We start from the raw sequence: 14,738 nt of genomic DNA, 5'->3' as shown, positions 1-14,738 counted from the left end.
TCCCATTGGTTCGTTTTGAGGGACCTAGTTTCAGATAAGTGCCTACTTTTTTTAGTGTATCACCTAGCGTATCATGAAGAACAACATCAAACTTCAAAGGAGTGGTTTCATCATGAAATGGTTAATTACAGGAGCAACCGGAAAATTAGGCGCGCGGATCGTGCAACACCTCAGTGAACAAGTCGGCAACGAACATGTAGCAGTTAGTGTCCGCGACGTCGAAAAAGCAACAGAGCTTGCAGCACAAGGAATCGATGTCCGATACGGAGACTTTGATCAGCCCGAAACACTCGGACAAGCGTTTCAAGGAATCGATCGATTGTTGATCATTTCGACGGACGGTGAAGAGGCGACTCGGATCCGGCAACACCAAGCCGCTGTCACGGCAGCAAAAGAGGCAGGCGTCAAGCTGATCGGCTATACGAGCATCGCCAATGCGGCACACAGTACAAACGGACTTGCTCGAACGCATCGTGTCACAGAGGAAGCGATTCAAGCGACAGGTATCCCGTATGTCTTTTTCCGTAACAACTGGTATCTCGAAAATGAACTCGGAACGATTGACGCCGTCGCGCAAGGCGCAGACTGGTTAACGGCAGCAGGCGAAGGGAAAGTCGGATGGGCGTTACAAGATGAGTATGCGCTAGCAATTGCGACGGGACTGACGCTTGAGCATCCAAACCCCATCTATGAACTATCGGGTCCGTTGCATACACAAGCAGAACTCGCGACTGCAGTCGGAACAGTGCTTAACCGATCGGTCACTTTAGATGAAGTGGATGAAGCGACATATGGTGAGCGGATGCAAGCAGCTGGCTTACCTGACTTCTTGATTCCAATGCTGACTGGTATCCAGGCAGATATCGCAGCAGGGACTCTGGCAGTAGAAAGTACTGATTTTGAAGCATTACTTGGTCGTCCCGTGACGACGCTGGAAGAGGGAGTCCGTCTCCTTTTGAAAAGATAAGTTCATCTGAACGTTTTCAGGATGAATGAGTAGGGTAAATCCCCTTTAGAAGCAATTAAAGGAGGAGCCCTACCATGAAACTGTCATCCTATCGTGTTAAGGAAGGCGAGCAAGTCTCGTTTTCGAATTACCCGACATCAGAAGAACATAAAATTTCGGAAGCAGAATTGCGAGAGAAACGGATTCCAAAAAGTGTTGAGACGTTACAAGAGTTACATTGGCGTTTGCATGCTGAAGAGAAAAATGGCGTCCTCGTCATCCTGCAAGCAATTGATGCAGCGGGGAAGGACGAGGCGATCAGCTATATCTTTTCTAACTTGAACGCACAAGGACTCCGAACGATTTCCGTCAAAAAACCGTCGGATACGGAGCAAAAACATGACTACCTATGGCGGATCCACGAAGGACTACCAGAAAAAGGGGAAGTCGGCATCTTAAATCGCTCCTATTATGAGGAAGTCATTGCCCCACGAATCCATGATTTGCTCGAGGAGGAAGAAAAGCCGGATGAGGGTGACGTGTGGCAGATGCGCTATCGTCAAATTAATGACTTTGAACGCTATCTCGTCGAGAATGGCTTCCGAGTCGTCAAGTTCTTGTTTCATGTCTCAAAAGAGGAGCAACGGCAACGGCTGTTGACTCGTCTGAAAGATCCAACGAAAAACTTCGAATTCTCGTTTAATGACATTGAGGAACGCAAGCACTGGGACGAATACCATGAGATTTTTGCTGAGCTCGTCTCAGCGACATCGACATCACATGCACCATGGTATATCTTACCGGCAGATGACGAATGGTATTCCCGCTATATCGTCACCGAAGTCATGAATGACGTCCTGAAGGAAATTGATCCGCAATATCCAAAGCTATCAGAAGAGGATCAGGAACAGCTGGATGAAGCGATTAAACGACTGGAAGAAGAAGCATAAACTATTTAAATACACCAAATGCGATTGTTCTCAGCAAGAGAACAATCGCTTTTTTAATACACTTAGAGTTGTATGAAATTCTATTTACTCATCATGATTTCTGAACTTCTGAACATCTCGGGACAAATGTCCTGTTCAAATCAGAAGGACTCTCGTTAAATGAGAGTATCATGGAAGAAGAGAGGAGTATGCATATGCGTGGTATCTTATTTGCGATTGCTGGTGGCTTTTTCTTAACGCTTCAAAGTGTCGCCAATGCCCGGATCAGTCAAACGATCGGGACGTGGCAAGCAGCGACGATCACTCAGATGACCGGGTTCATCGTTGCGATCCTCTTAGCGGTCGTCTTACGGGATCGTAGTTTTTCAGCGATGCGCCGTGTCAAACCGCTTTATCTAGCAGGAGGTGCCTTTGCGGCGATCATATTATTCAGCAACATGACGGCGGTCCACCGGATGGGTGTGACCTTGACGATTTCGCTCTTTTTATTAGCGCAATTAGCGCTGGCACTCTGGATTGACGGAAGAGGCTGGTTCGGCGTCATGAAACGCCGACTGCGGGGGCCGCAGATCATCGGCATCTTGATGATGGTTGCAGGCATCTTCATCTTAAAGAGCTAAGGAGGAGAAGAAGTGACGGACATTGTGAGCTATTTGGAACGGTATCAGTTAACGCATGTCTTTGATGTATCGCTACGCAAGGCGATGCACATCCAGACGTTCGCACCGGGTGAGGCTTTATGCCGACAAGGCGATGTTGCGCATGAACTGTACCTGCTCGTCGAAGGGAAATTGAAGATTACGCATATGTCGGCAACGGGGAAACGTCTCGTGTTGTCCTTCAAGCATCCGTTTGATCTCGTCGGCGATATTGAGTTCGTCCGAAAGATTGATTTGATGAACACGGTCGAGGCAGTGACACCAGTAACCGTCTTACGCATCGCCTATGCGGATTTGGAAGAGGCACGTGTACATCATTCTGCTTTTCTATTATTTTTACTCGAGACGATCACGAAAAAGTTTGAATTAAAATCGCATACGCTCAGCTTCAATCTGCTGTATCCGGTAGAAGTTCGGCTAGCCAGTTATTTGCTGTCGATGACACCTGATACGGATGCTTTTGCGAGTAAGGAACTGGTCGATGCGGCAGATTTGATCGGGACGAGCTACCGTCATGTCAACCGTGTCTTACGTCAGTTCGTCGACGATGGGTTGATTCGCAGAACGCAGCATACGATTGAGATCATTGATCGAGACGGATTGATGGAGCGCGTTGGAGAAAGCATTTACGAATGAAAGAGGTGCGACATGGTTACGGGAATCATCCTTGCTCTTTGTGGGGGCATGCTCGTTTGTATTCAAAATACGTTTAACGCAAAAGTCAAAGAACATGTCGGTGCTTGGGCGACGACGACGCTAGTCCTTGGACTCGGGTTCCTCGCTTCACTGACGATTGGTTTGATCGTCGAAGGGTCACAATTGTTTGCACTCGAACAGGCGCAAACTTGGTTTTGGTTCAGTGGGATCATCGGTGTCGGTGTCGTCCTCTGTGTGACGCAAGGAGTTCAACAACTCGGACCAAGTCGAGCGATTTCGATCGTCATGGTGTCGCAAATCTTATTTGCCTTGCTGTGGGACACGCTCGGCTGGTTTGGTTTACAGACCGTTCCGTTTACGTGGACGAAAGCACTTGGTGTCCTATTGATTGGTGGCGGCGTTCTGTTATTTCAACTGGGCGGGAAAACAACGACTGCACAACGCTTACGAAAAGGAGCTTGAATATGTTTTACACGACAGTATTATTCGATATTGACCATACACTACTTGATTTTGAATCGACGGAACGGATTGCCTTTCGCCATCTGCTCGAGCAACAAGATCTAACGTGGACGATTGAGCGAGAAGCGCGCTACAAGGAAATCAATCACGCGCTCTGGAGAGCACTCGAACGGGGTGAAGTGACACGTGAGGAAGTCATTCACTCGCGATTCGTGACGTTCTTTGCGGAAGAAGGACGAGAAGTCAACGGACGAGAAGTTGACGAAACGTATCGCGGATACCTCGCGCAAGGGACGGAATTGATTCCGGGTGCGACTGCCCTGTTAGAGCAACTAGAAGGGAACGTCGAGATGTACGTCGTCACGAACGGTATTTCGAAGACGCAACGCGCACGGCTCGAGGGGGCTGGATTAACGGACTTCTTTGAAGCGATTTTCGTTTCAGAAGAGACGGGTTTTCAAAAGCCGATGGCAGGATTTTTCGATCATGTGTTTGCGCGGATTCCACAATTCGACCCGGCGCGAACGATCATTATCGGAGATTCCTTGTCAGCTGATATTGCAGGTGGCAATCAAGCTGGTATCGCAACATGTTGGTTTAATCCAGAAGGAAAGCCGGCAACGGATATCAAGCCCACGTTTACGATTACCTCTTTAGCCGAACTACCTGCAGTGCTTGAAAACGCAGCAGTCCTTCAACAATGAATCAAATCAGTCGATAGGAAAGAGAAGGAAAGGGGGCGATCACCGTGCAACGATGTGATCAACAGACGCTGGAGGCAACTCCCGTCTAATTAAAAGGGGAAATGAACATGATTCAACTCGTACCGGTAACAGCAGAAAATTGGGAAGCTTGTTGTGAGCTGACGCTGACAGCAGAACAGCAGGACTTCATGGAAGCGAATGTCTATTCGATCGCGCAAGCGAAGTTCGAACCAAGCCTTGTCCTTCGGGCGATTATGATGGACGATACGGTTGTTGGTTTTGTGATGTACAACACGGAACTAGAAGAACTCGACGGTTACTGGATATACCGCATCATGGTTGATCAGGCGCAGCAAGGGAACGGTATCGGGCGATTAGCGATGCAAGCCCTGATTGAAGAGATGCGAATGTTACCTGCAGCGAAACGAATCGTCGTCGGCTATCGACCGGATAATCAGGCGGCGCACAGTCTGTATGCGAGTCTCGGCTTCATCGACCACGGGGACCGATTCGGTCGGGAAATGGCAGTACGATTAGAAGTATAAAACTTGATGAACCGTCGATTAAACAGGAGACTCCTGACATGCTGTCGAACTAGAATCAGCATGTGAGCAACAAAGGAGTCTGATGAGATGAAAGTACGTCAAATGATAGCGGACGATTACGAAGAAGTCGTCCGTATTTACGAACAAGGAATAAAGACGGAGAACGCGACGTTTCGCACGGAAGCATTACCGTACGAAGAATGGACGAGGCATCACCATGAACACAGTCGTCTCGTTGCGATTGAAGGCGAGCAACTGCTCGGCTGGGTTGCGTTAAGTCCATTTTCTTCGATTCCAGCATACGCTGGTGTCGCTGAAATCAGTCTTTATATTGCAGAAGAAGTACGCGGTAAAGGTGTCGGCACTCGCTTGATGGAAGACGTCATTGCAACAAGTGAAGCAGCAGGCATCTGGACCCTGCAATCGCAAGTCTTTCCGGAAAATCATGCGAGTCTGCGCCTTCATGAGCGTTTTAATTTTCGCGAAGTCGGTCGCCGGGAGCGAATTGGTCGGCTCGGAGGCAGATGGCGCGATACGGTATTGCTCGAGCGACGCAGCACATATCTCTAAAATTCGGCAAGTGGACACAATGTTCCCTTGCCTTCTTTGTGTTGAAAGCAAGGGATAATGGGAAAAGACAGACAACAGAAGAAGGGGGAGGGATCACGATGGATGATTTTTTTGGTGAAGGACTTGAGACCAATCAGCAAAAACGGAAACGCAAACTGGAGGAAATCTTTGATCAGTCGTTTGAATCGGAGCGACGGGATTTCAATCAATCGCTGGAGCAGGACGTGACGGTTGCCTTGATCGGAGATGTCAATGCGGGAAAATCTTCGACCTTGAACGCGATTCTTGGTCGTGAAGTCGCAACGGTCGGAGCGCGTCCGGGTGAAACGGTCCGGATTGATCAAGTAAGGCAGCATCCGGAAGATAAAGTCATCTTCGTCGATACACCAGGATTGAATGATGCCAATACACAGAACTCGGAAGCGACGTGGACGTACTATCAAAGTGCCGATGTCATCCTTTATTTTTTAAATGCGGCAGGTACCGTCTTATCTGAGACGGAGACGAAAAACTTCCGTAAGATCTATCAACATAACCAAAATGTCTTGATCGTCGTTACGAAGATGGATGCGACGGATGATGTCGACACGATCGTTCAGCATATTGCAGAAAAACTACCAGGACCCAAAATCATTCCCGTATCAGCACGAGAAGGAACGAACATTGATCGGCTCCGTCGGGAGGTCCTCGACATCTTAAAAAAGTTCGACAAGGATAATGTGTTCGTTCGCCAGATGGATCCAACCGTTCGCGGGAAGATTGCCAACAACTGGATCGTCGGTGCCGGAACAGCCGCAGGTGCGATTGGTGCCGTCCCGTTCCCGGGAGCTGATATCATTCCATTGACTTCAATTCAAATCGGCTTGATGCTCAAGTTATCGAATCTGTACGAACGACAGTTATCCAAGGAGAGTGCGAAGGAGTTGCTTGTCGTGACGATCGTCGGAAACTCCGGAAAAACCGCCTTTCGGCAAATGGCGAAGCTCGTTCCGGGGTATGGTGCCGTCATTGCCGCGGGCGTTGCTTCGACCGCCACCCTTGCACTTGGATATGGAACGAAATATGTCTATGAGAATAAGCTCGAGCTGACACCGGAACAACTGATGGGGTTCGTGAAACGATTCCGGAAGAAGGCAGAAGAGTCGTCAGAAGAGACAAACGAGTAATCTCCCTGTTATTCTATACAGCAATAAAGGGGGAGAACACATGACACGATTACTCGAAGAAATCAAACAGTATCAATCGGAATTCCGACAAAAGGCACCTGCTGAGAAACAACGGTTGATGGCGGAAGCGACAGCTGAGCTGGCTGCTTCTGGTATCGCTAAAGGTCTAGGTGTCGGTGATACGATTCCACACTTTACGTTACCCGATGTATCTGGCAAGTCTGTGGCGATCGAGACATTACTCGAGCAAGGTCCTGTCATCTTAACATTCTACAGGGGTGGCTGGTGTCCATACTGCAATCTCGAACTTCGCGCGTATGAACGGGAAATCGACCGAATTCGTGCTCAGGGAGCGACCGTCGTTGCGATCAGTCCAGAGACACCTGATTTTGCTGAACAGACAGCAAACAAGAATGCGTTAAGTTTCCCTGTCTTAAGTGACGTTGATTTACATGTATCCCGTCAATTTGATCTCGTGTTTGACCTGCCAGCTTATTTGATTGAGATTTACAAAGCATCGGGACTCGATGTAGCGAAGCACAATGGAAATGAGGATTGGCAGTTACCGAAACCGGCGACGTTTATCATTGATACGAATGGTGTGATTCGTTTCGTAGAAGTGCCGTCCGATTATACGAAACGCGTTGATCCAGAACACATCCTCCAAAACCTTGAACAGAATAAAAAGTATGAAGATTGACTTAAACGGTCTGGCTTCTCTCTACTTGTTGGGAGAAGTCAGACCGTTTGAAGTTTCCCTTTATTTTGTATCAAGAAGTACTCGTCTCAGCCATTCTTGAAATTTAAGATCAGTCTGTTGCCAATCCATTGCCCGTGCAAAATGATGAGCGGAGATGCGAATGGCTTCGTACTCCTCTGAATCTCGGAAGCAAGCTCGCATTTCGGCAGCGAGTGCACCAGGTGTTTTGTTTTTAGCCATGTAGCCTGTCATGCCGTACTGAACGGCGTCTCGGACACCAGGAGCATCGTATACGATGGATGGTGTTCCGACCGCCGCCGCTTCAATAATAGAAAAACCTACGCCTTCCCGTATGGAAGGGAAAAGGAGAGCGGTGGCACGACTCATCATGCGGCGCGTTTCTGTTTCAGTGACTGAATCGTAATATGTGATAGCATCCTTCACTTCTTTAGGAAGGGGAAGTGTAAGGTATTGCAAAAGATGAGAGCTGTTACGAATACCAATCAGCCAGAGGCGTGTCTCAGGAAACTCACGTTGGACCATGAGGAATGCCCCAATCGTATCTTGAAGTTCTTTTTCGTTCAGACGGTTGATATATAGAAAGGTTGGAACATGTTCTTTTAACTCCCATTCCTGTTCAGACCACGGGGAAAAGGAAAGTCCTGGCGGCAACATCGTGATATGACTGTTAGTAAAACCAGCACTTTGTAGTTCATCTACAACAGAGGGGCTGACAGTCAAGGCATGACTATCTTTATACCAGCTTAACCGTCGAGTCTCTGTCCATTCGCCAAGCTTTGAAAAAGGAAAAACAAGTGTCGTCGACCAACGCTCACGAATCAATTGATAAAGAAATAAAGTTCGTTTATGACGTGGAACATAAAGTGGTGTGAAGAAATGAAACCCATTCAAATGATCCAGAACTAAATCAATCGTTTTAGCATAAGACCAGTAATAATAAAGTGCATATGGAATAAGAGAAGCTGTCGTACCATAACGGAGGTAAGTGATACCATCTCGATACTCCGTCGGTGATCCGCCCTTGAATGAGACAGACAAATGGGTAACTCGGTAGGTAGTACTGACACGCCGCAACATTTCATGAATAAAAGTTTCAGCTTCTCCGGCTTGTGGATGTCGAGCATCACGCCAAGATAAAAAAAGTAGATGAGGTTTCATGTCGTACCTCCTTTGCGTAGAAAAAATTTGATCCGAAAGATCGGTTCTGCTACTAATCTTCTCTACAGTAGAAGGATATTCCTAGAAAATGCATCAAATCAATAGACTTCTGTTTCATCCATGATGTCCTGAAGCGTTACGTATAAAAGCTTTTGGGTAAAGAACAATAACGAAACGGGTAGGAGGAAAGCGCATGAAATGGAAGGGAAGAGAACGGAGTTCGAACGTCGAGGACCGGCGGGGAATGGGTGGGAAAGGAATCGCCGGTATCGGCGGTGGTGTCGGGATCATCCTGCTGATCGTCATCACTTTGATGGGTGGTAATCCAACTGAACTACTCGGAGACTTAACCGGTGGGGATCAGCAAAATACGACGTATGAGGAAACAGCGCAGGAAAAAGAAGCAGCGGACTTCGTCTCCGTCGTCTTGGCCGATACGGAACGAGTCTGGACGAAAGAATTTAAAGAAGATGGTAAGACCTATAAAAAACCGACACTCGTCTTATATACGGATCAAGTTAGTTCGGCTTGCGGACAAGCAGGGAAGTCCGTCGGTCCCTTTTACTGTCCCGGTGATCAGAAATTATACATTGATTTAAGCTTTTATGATGAACTGCAGACGAAATACGGAGCACCGGGCGATTTTGCGATGGCGTATGTCATTGCGCATGAAGTAGGGCATCATGTCCAGACGTTACTTGGAAAATCGGATGAGATCATGCCACTTCGAAAGCAAATGAGTGAGGAGAAGTTCAATAAATACCTCGTTCGATTCGAGCTACAGGCAGATTATTATGCCGGCGTATGGGCGCATCACGCGCAAGGAGAAAACTTGCTCGAAGAAGGCGATCTTGAAGAAGCGTTGACAGCAGCCAATGCTGTTGGGGACGATACGTTACAAGAGAAAGGACAAGGATATGTCGTACCGGAAAGTTTCACTCACGGCACATCGGCGCAACGAGAGCGTTGGTTCCAAAAAGGCTTTGATAACGGCACGATCGAAGGTGGAGACACATTCAAAGCGAAGAATCTATAAAACGAAGTAAAGACATACCTTTTGAAACATTTTCCAGTCGTTTCCGTAAAGAAGAGATAAGGATTCAAAGGGGAGTGTCGAAGTTGAAGCACATCAGTCTATTTTTGTTGCTGTATACGGCTGTCGTCGTATTGACGTACATCGTGTCACGATTTGCGCCAAACTTGTTGGTCTACATGGTCTATATTGCGATTGCGTCGTTACTCGTCATCACGGGCTATTTATTGAAACGGCTTGTACTGAAACGTTAAATACCAAAAAGGGGCTGACTCACATGTCGTCCTCTACAAAGATAAGGGTGGCAGAATGATGATCTGCCACCCTTATTTCGTAAAAAAAAGAATGACACGTCACACGTCACTCCTACAGGAAAAAGCGCATTATGCGCTGCCAGAGACAAATAAGACCCGCTTTCCTGCTTGAATGAAGCAGGAAAACTGGCTTGTGTCTCGCCTGAGGAAAGGACGTGAAAAGACGCGTCATTCTTTTTTGAGTCAGCCTCTTTCGCTATTTAAAAGCAATCTTATGAACGGAACATCGTCGGATCATCTGGAACGTTCTCCAGGTAAGTGATCCGTCCGTTTTCATTAAGACGTGCGATATCTTTTCCGTCTTGCGTGAAGACGCTACCGTCTGCCCGTTTTCCGCAAACTGCCCAGCGTGTTTCATACGTTCCTGGTGTTGTTTCTTCCCAGCCGGCGTACATGTGCTTAATATCCTGATTCGCCGTGAACACATGACGGACGAATTGTTTCCAGGCGTCGATGCCGTGCTTTGGTTGTCCGTTCAGAACGAACGTGATGTCTGTCGTAAACAAGGAAACGAGATCCTCGAACGCTTGTGCGTCCGTGCGTGACGCGTCGAATAAGTCGAAATAACGATTCAATACCATAGTAAAAACCTCTTTCTGTTCATTAAAGTGTCATCATCCGGTCTGTGATTAACGCATGCAACCGTTCTAAATGTTCCGGTGGACAGGAGGTATCGATTGCTTGACGGATCGAGCCGATTGATTCGCGCTTCAACGTCGATTGCCAAGCATCTTCTGCCTCTGTCATCAGATTCGAGAGCAGACCGATCTCCTGTTCCTGAATCCCCATCAAATCTTCAAAGACACCACTTGACGCGTACAATGTCTGTTTGCCCTCAATGGCTTGATAGACATCGAAGATTTGAATTTCTTCTGCCGGACGTCGCAAGCGAAAGCCCCCTTTGACACCAGGTACGGAATACAACAGATCCGCCTGAACGAGTTTTCGTAAGAGCTTTTGGAAATAGGTCGGTGAAGCACCGAGTTGCTGACTAATGAACTCACCGGACAAAACGGCGCGCTCCGGCAGGAAGGTTAAGAGCAACATCGCATAAACGGATTGCTCGACTCCTGTTTTCATTTGCATAGAAAGACTCCTTTCGTTAAACGTGGATAATGTATATCCATAATAGTTCGATGATGAAAAATTGTCGAATGATATGCTCTCACAAAACCGTCACACCTTTTCGACAGCATCTGCATGGCATCCCCGTTCCGGATTCGGTATACTAAATGTACGATATGTGAAAATATTCACTAAAAGTCGTTCACACTTTGTGAAAGGACGTTTGTATATGAATCCATTAAAAGGAATCGTCCAGATTCCACGTAGTATTCTCATTCAATTCATCATTGCGGCTTTCTTAATGGGGGTCGCGGTCGTCGGTCAGTCATACGGCATCGTGTTGACGGTCGATCGCATTTTCCTAAAAGAACAACCGTTTGAAGCTGTCATTCCGTTACTACTCACCGTTCTCGGTATGTTGTTGCTCCGAGTCGCCGTGACGTATTGGAACGGTCGTCTTGGTACGACGTTATCGGCACACATGAAGCAGGCGCTTCGGGAAGCACTCGTTGCGAAATATACGAGTCGCTCAGTCGAGATGATGCTACAAGGGCAAGCGGGACAGAAGGTCAGTGTCTTGCTCGATGCAGTAGACGAGATGGACAGCTACTATAGTCAATATTTGCCGAAAGTCGTCCAGACGACGATCGTTCCCTTGATGGTCTTGATTGCGGCATTCAGCTATGACTGGATCACGGGTCTTGTCATGATGATCACGGCGCCGTTCATTCCGTTGTTTTACATCATCATCGGCATCATGACGCAAAAGCGGGCCGATGCTCAACTCGAGAAGATGACGGCATTCTCAGGAACGTTCCTCGATACGTTACAAGGACTGACGACGTTGAAGTTATTCGGTCGCGCGAAACGACAGCGTGACGTCATCGAAAAAAGCAGTCTCGATTTCCGAGATGCGACATTAACGGTCTTGAAGCTCGCCTTCTTGTCGTCATTGATGCTTGAGTTCATCTCGATGCTCAGCATGGGAATGATTGCACTTGAAGTTAGTCTGCGTTTGATTCTGTTTCAAAGCATCACCTTTATCCCAGCGTTCTTGATGCTCGTGTTGGCACCAGAATACTATCTTGCCTTAAAAGAGATGGGGGCTGCTTTCCACACGGGACGCGGTAGTGTGGCAGCAGCGAAACAGATCGCAGCCGAATTGACGGCAGACGATCGTCCTGTTGCATTCGGTCAATCGGAACTCACGATGAATCGTCCACCACAAATCGTCTTGGATGAAGTCGGCTTTACGTACCAAGAAGGACGTTTTGCCTTGCAAGATATCGGGCTTACGATTGAGCCGTATCAAAAGGTAGCGTTAATCGGTCGCAGTGGGGCCGGTAAATCGACCGTCTTGCAGTTGATTGCCGGACTCGCGGATCCACAAGAAGGACGGATTCTACTCGACGGAACCGAGCGCGGTCAGGTGGAGGAAACAAGCTGGTTTCGTCAGTTGAGCTACATTTCTCAACATCCGTATCTGTATGCCGGAACACTGGCAGAAAACATCGCGATTGGTGAGCTTCGTCAAGCGACGCCGGAAGAGACTTTCGAAGCGGCGCAGGCGGCAGGGCTCGAGGAGTTGATTGCGACGTTGCCTGAAGGGATCGACACGGTGATCGGAGAAGGTGGACGCGGTCTATCGGGTGGCGAAAAACAGCGTGTTGCGTTAGCACGAGCGTTCTTGAAACGCCCGAACGTCGTCGTCTTTGATGAACCGACGACTGGACTTGATGTCAAAACGGAGCGACTGCTCCAACAAGCGATTGAGCAACTCGGACAATCGGCAACGGTCATCACTGTCGCGCACCGTTTGCATACGATTGAACGATCGGATCAAATCGTCGTTCTCGACGGCGGACGAATCGTCGATCGTGGCACCCATGATGAATTGCTTGGTCGCGATTCGGAATATGCGCGGATGCGTAGCGTCCAGAGAGGGGAGGAAACACGATGAAGGAATTATTAGGAGTCTTTCGGTTGATGGTGCATCAAAAACGCGATATCGCCTGGTCGATCTTCTTCGGTGTCCTCGCCGGTGTGACAGCGGTCGGTTTATTCGCAGCAAGTGGTTACCTGATTTCAAAGGCAGCCTTGTTGCCACCGATCCAGACACTCGCCGTCTTGATCGCCCTGCAAAAAGTGTCGAGTCTGACGCGCGCCGTCAGTCGGTATGCGGAACGTTACTATTCGCACCGGGCGACGTTTACGATTCTTAGTGACATCCGAACGTCATTTTACCGTCGTCTCGAGCCGCTTGCGCCAGGGATTTTTGGTAAGTACCGCAGTGGTGACTTACTTGCGCGGATCGTCGGGGATGTCGAGAGTCTACAAAATACGTTCTTACGTGTCCTCTATCCACCGATCGTGTTACTGCTCGTTTTCTTCTGTACGATTTTTTTCGTCAGTTTCTTCTCATGGACGATTGCCGGGATTCTGTTGCTTGGTTTAATTCTGACCGGTTTCTTGATTCCGGGATGGTTCGCGTATCGTGAACAACGCTTCGCCCGTTCAGTCCGTGTTCGACGTGGTGACTTGTCGACAGAAGTGACAGAGTTATTCCAAGGCTATCGTGATTTGAAGATTTACCAACAGCTCGATCAAAAGGAACAGGACTTGAATGCCGTCGCGAAACGGTATGTCGAGGAAGAGAAACGTAATGGTTTACACGCTGTCTCGAACCTGGCCTTAAATACGATGGTGACGTTGATCATCTCTTGGCTTGTCCTCGGTGTGGGTGCCTATCTCGTCGCAAGCGGACAACTCGAGGGAGTTTTCCTCGCTTTACTCGTCATGACATCGCTGACCGTCTTTGAAAATGCGGCACCGATGGCGATCTTACCCGGCTTTTTTGAAGATAGCCGCCATGCTGCGAAACGACTCGATGAAGTCGTGACTGAGCAAGAGGAGCCGACGTACGCTCCGTTCGTCCTCGATCAGGCACCATCCTTTGAAACGAATGCGCTGACGTTTACGTTTCCTGATGCACCCCGTCCAGTCTTACGTGACGTCACTGTCTCGATTCCGGCTGGTAAGAAGACGGCGATCGTCGGAGCGAGTGGTTCCGGGAAATCAACGTTACTTCAATTGATGTTACGGATGTATCCGACGGACGGATTAACGATTGCTGGACAGGACAGTCAGACGGTTGATCCGGAAGGACTCTGGCAGCACGCGAATGTCGTCCTGCAACAAAATCACTACTTTTATGGAACACTTCGTGATAATCTACTTCTCGCAAACGAAGCAACGACGGACGAAGCGATGCGACAAGCACTCGATGATGTCGGATTAACGACATTCGAGTTGAGTGATCGTGTGTTTGAAAAAGGAGAGAACTTATCCGGAGGAGAAAAACAGCGGCTAGCGATTGCCCGCGTGCTCTTGCGAGAAGCATCGCTTTACTTGCTTGACGAACCGACGTCATCCGTTGATGCTTTGACGGAACAGATGATTCTCAAGCGACTGTTTGCGCGAGCAACGGATGCGACACTTGTCCTCGTCAGCCACCGCTTAGCAGGTCTTGAAGCGATGGATCAAATCATCGTCATGGATCAGGGTCACGTCATCGAAGTCGGAACGTATGCCGAATTGATGACACGACAAGGGGCGTTTTATGAGTTAAAACAAGTCGAGCAGTCGGTGTTTGCTCCGATTGGATAAAAAGTATGAAAGGCAATGAATCAAGTAAGGTTCATTGCCTTTTTTATTTAGCTTGGAAGAACTGAAAAGACATGACAGTCCACCTCTGAAATGGTAAAGTCTAGAAAAAACGTGGAGGGGTT

17 protein-coding genes are annotated in these 14,738 nt (G+C 48.2%); 14 read left to right on the top strand and 3 right to left on the bottom strand.

Annotated elements, in window-relative coordinates:
* Nucleotides 1–112 precede the first annotated feature (112 nt).
* From B3S86_RS01525 to B3S86_RS01480, 10 genes are all read left to right on the top strand, one after another.
* Nucleotides 113–967 carry an SDR family oxidoreductase gene (locus B3S86_RS01525; protein ID WP_290748487.1) on the top strand — a complete coding sequence of 285 codons (855 nt, stop codon included), beginning with the start codon at nucleotides 113–115 and terminating at the stop codon, nucleotides 965–967.
* A 74-nt stretch (nucleotides 968–1,041) separates the two neighbouring features.
* On the top strand, nucleotides 1,042–1,896 hold the full coding sequence (locus B3S86_RS01520) for a PPK2 family polyphosphate kinase (protein WP_290748483.1): 855 nt from the start codon (nucleotides 1,042–1,044) through the stop codon (nucleotides 1,894–1,896).
* A 194-nt stretch (nucleotides 1,897–2,090) separates the two neighbouring features.
* Nucleotides 2,091–2,516: a DMT family transporter gene (locus tag B3S86_RS01515; RefSeq protein ID WP_035411585.1), complete on the top strand. Its 426-nt coding sequence runs from the start codon at nucleotides 2,091–2,093 to the stop codon at nucleotides 2,514–2,516.
* A gap of 12 nt (nucleotides 2,517–2,528) precedes the next feature.
* On the top strand, nucleotides 2,529–3,191 hold the full coding sequence (locus tag B3S86_RS01510; RefSeq protein ID WP_056064548.1) for a Crp/Fnr family transcriptional regulator: 663 nt from the start codon (nucleotides 2,529–2,531) through the stop codon (nucleotides 3,189–3,191).
* Between the two features lie 12 nt (nucleotides 3,192–3,203).
* Nucleotides 3,204–3,674, top strand: coding sequence for a DMT family transporter (locus tag B3S86_RS01505; RefSeq protein WP_290748479.1), 471 nt, complete (start codon nucleotides 3,204–3,206; stop codon nucleotides 3,672–3,674).
* A gap of 2 nt (nucleotides 3,675–3,676) precedes the next feature.
* The gene (locus B3S86_RS01500; protein WP_290748476.1) at nucleotides 3,677–4,378 is read left to right on the top strand and encodes a YjjG family noncanonical pyrimidine nucleotidase; all 702 of its coding nucleotides are present in this window, start codon (nucleotides 3,677–3,679) and stop codon (nucleotides 4,376–4,378) included.
* Nucleotides 4,379–4,485: 107 nt separating this feature from the next.
* A complete protein-coding gene (locus tag B3S86_RS01495; protein ID WP_375092163.1) occupies nucleotides 4,486–4,923 on the top strand; it encodes a GNAT family N-acetyltransferase in 438 nt (145 codons plus the stop codon).
* 87 nt (nucleotides 4,924–5,010) lie between these two features.
* Nucleotides 5,011–5,493, top strand: coding sequence for a GNAT family N-acetyltransferase (locus tag B3S86_RS01490; protein ID WP_035411571.1), 483 nt, complete (start codon nucleotides 5,011–5,013; stop codon nucleotides 5,491–5,493).
* A 98-nt stretch (nucleotides 5,494–5,591) separates the two neighbouring features.
* On the top strand, nucleotides 5,592–6,659 hold the full coding sequence (locus B3S86_RS01485) for a YcjF family protein (RefSeq protein ID WP_035399298.1): 1,068 nt from the start codon (nucleotides 5,592–5,594) through the stop codon (nucleotides 6,657–6,659).
* A 40-nt stretch (nucleotides 6,660–6,699) separates the two neighbouring features.
* The gene (locus B3S86_RS01480; RefSeq protein WP_290748466.1) at nucleotides 6,700–7,359 is read left to right on the top strand and encodes a peroxiredoxin-like family protein; all 660 of its coding nucleotides are present in this window, start codon (nucleotides 6,700–6,702) and stop codon (nucleotides 7,357–7,359) included.
* Between the two features lie 60 nt (nucleotides 7,360–7,419).
* Here the strand turns inward: B3S86_RS01480 and B3S86_RS01475 are convergent, their stop codons facing one another.
* Entirely contained in the window at nucleotides 7,420–8,538 is a 1,119-nt protein-coding gene (locus tag B3S86_RS01475) for a glycosyltransferase family 4 protein (protein WP_290748463.1), read from the bottom strand.
* A 193-nt stretch (nucleotides 8,539–8,731) separates the two neighbouring features.
* On the opposite strand from B3S86_RS01475, the gene ypfJ reads away from it, so the two are divergent.
* The gene (gene ypfJ / locus B3S86_RS01470) at nucleotides 8,732–9,574 is read left to right on the top strand and encodes a KPN_02809 family neutral zinc metallopeptidase (RefSeq protein ID WP_056064528.1); all 843 of its coding nucleotides are present in this window, start codon (nucleotides 8,732–8,734) and stop codon (nucleotides 9,572–9,574) included.
* An 83-nt stretch (nucleotides 9,575–9,657) separates the two neighbouring features.
* Nucleotides 9,658–9,825 carry a hypothetical protein gene (locus tag B3S86_RS01465; RefSeq protein WP_155960196.1) on the top strand — a complete coding sequence of 56 codons (168 nt, stop codon included), beginning with the start codon at nucleotides 9,658–9,660 and terminating at the stop codon, nucleotides 9,823–9,825.
* A gap of 272 nt (nucleotides 9,826–10,097) precedes the next feature.
* Here the strand turns inward: B3S86_RS01465 and B3S86_RS01460 are convergent, their stop codons facing one another.
* Both B3S86_RS01460 and B3S86_RS01455 read right to left on the bottom strand, forming a co-directional pair.
* The gene (locus tag B3S86_RS01460; protein WP_035411560.1) at nucleotides 10,098–10,466 is read right to left on the bottom strand and encodes a nuclear transport factor 2 family protein; all 369 of its coding nucleotides are present in this window, start codon (nucleotides 10,464–10,466) and stop codon (nucleotides 10,098–10,100) included.
* 22 nt (nucleotides 10,467–10,488) lie between these two features.
* The gene (locus tag B3S86_RS01455; protein ID WP_035411554.1) at nucleotides 10,489–10,971 is read right to left on the bottom strand and encodes an Rrf2 family transcriptional regulator; all 483 of its coding nucleotides are present in this window, start codon (nucleotides 10,969–10,971) and stop codon (nucleotides 10,489–10,491) included.
* A gap of 208 nt (nucleotides 10,972–11,179) precedes the next feature.
* Here B3S86_RS01455 and cydD point away from each other — a divergent pair, with 208 nt between their 5' ends.
* Both cydD and cydC read left to right on the top strand, forming a co-directional pair.
* Complete coding sequence (cydD, locus tag B3S86_RS01450; RefSeq protein ID WP_290748453.1) at nucleotides 11,180–12,910, top strand: thiol reductant ABC exporter subunit CydD; 1,731 nt, start codon at nucleotides 11,180–11,182, stop codon at nucleotides 12,908–12,910.
* Nucleotides 12,907–14,616, top strand: coding sequence for a thiol reductant ABC exporter subunit CydC (gene cydC / locus B3S86_RS01445; protein WP_290748450.1), 1,710 nt, complete (start codon nucleotides 12,907–12,909; stop codon nucleotides 14,614–14,616). Before cydD ends, cydC begins: the two co-directional genes overlap by 4 nt.
* Nucleotides 14,617–14,738 lie beyond the last annotated feature (122 nt).

Source organism: Exiguobacterium sp. UBA3968, from assembly GCF_002385115.1.
Lineage (GTDB): Bacteria > Bacillota > Bacilli > Exiguobacteriales > Exiguobacteriaceae > Exiguobacterium_A.
Note: the sequence above shows the minus strand (reverse complement) of the source record. Positions and strands in the feature narration are given on the sequence as shown.

Coding starts and splice junctions, on each gene's coding strand:
- cydC (WP_290748450.1), top strand. CDS start 12,907: ATGAAGGAATTATTAGGAGTCTTTCGGTTGATGGTGCATCAAAAACGC.
- B3S86_RS01490 (WP_035411571.1), top strand. CDS start 5,011: ATGAAAGTACGTCAAATGATAGCGGACGATTACGAAGAAGTCGTCCGT.
- B3S86_RS01485 (WP_035399298.1), top strand. CDS start 5,592: ATGGATGATTTTTTTGGTGAAGGACTTGAGACCAATCAGCAAAAACGG.
- B3S86_RS01460 (WP_035411560.1), bottom strand. CDS start 10,466: ATGGTATTGAATCGTTATTTCGACTTATTCGACGCGTCACGCACGGAC.
- B3S86_RS01515 (WP_035411585.1), top strand. CDS start 2,091: ATGCGTGGTATCTTATTTGCGATTGCTGGTGGCTTTTTCTTAACGCTT.
- B3S86_RS01475 (WP_290748463.1), bottom strand. CDS start 8,538: ATGAAACCTCATCTACTTTTTTTATCTTGGCGTGATGCTCGACATCCA.
- B3S86_RS01500 (WP_290748476.1), top strand. CDS start 3,677: ATGTTTTACACGACAGTATTATTCGATATTGACCATACACTACTTGAT.
- cydD (WP_290748453.1), top strand. CDS start 11,180: ATGAATCCATTAAAAGGAATCGTCCAGATTCCACGTAGTATTCTCATT.
- B3S86_RS01520 (WP_290748483.1), top strand. CDS start 1,042: ATGAAACTGTCATCCTATCGTGTTAAGGAAGGCGAGCAAGTCTCGTTT.
- ypfJ (WP_056064528.1), top strand. CDS start 8,732: ATGAAATGGAAGGGAAGAGAACGGAGTTCGAACGTCGAGGACCGGCGG.
- B3S86_RS01505 (WP_290748479.1), top strand. CDS start 3,204: ATGGTTACGGGAATCATCCTTGCTCTTTGTGGGGGCATGCTCGTTTGT.
- B3S86_RS01480 (WP_290748466.1), top strand. CDS start 6,700: ATGACACGATTACTCGAAGAAATCAAACAGTATCAATCGGAATTCCGA.
- B3S86_RS01495 (WP_375092163.1), top strand. CDS start 4,486: ATGATTCAACTCGTACCGGTAACAGCAGAAAATTGGGAAGCTTGTTGT.
- B3S86_RS01455 (WP_035411554.1), bottom strand. CDS start 10,971: ATGCAAATGAAAACAGGAGTCGAGCAATCCGTTTATGCGATGTTGCTC.
- B3S86_RS01525 (WP_290748487.1), top strand. CDS start 113: ATGAAATGGTTAATTACAGGAGCAACCGGAAAATTAGGCGCGCGGATC.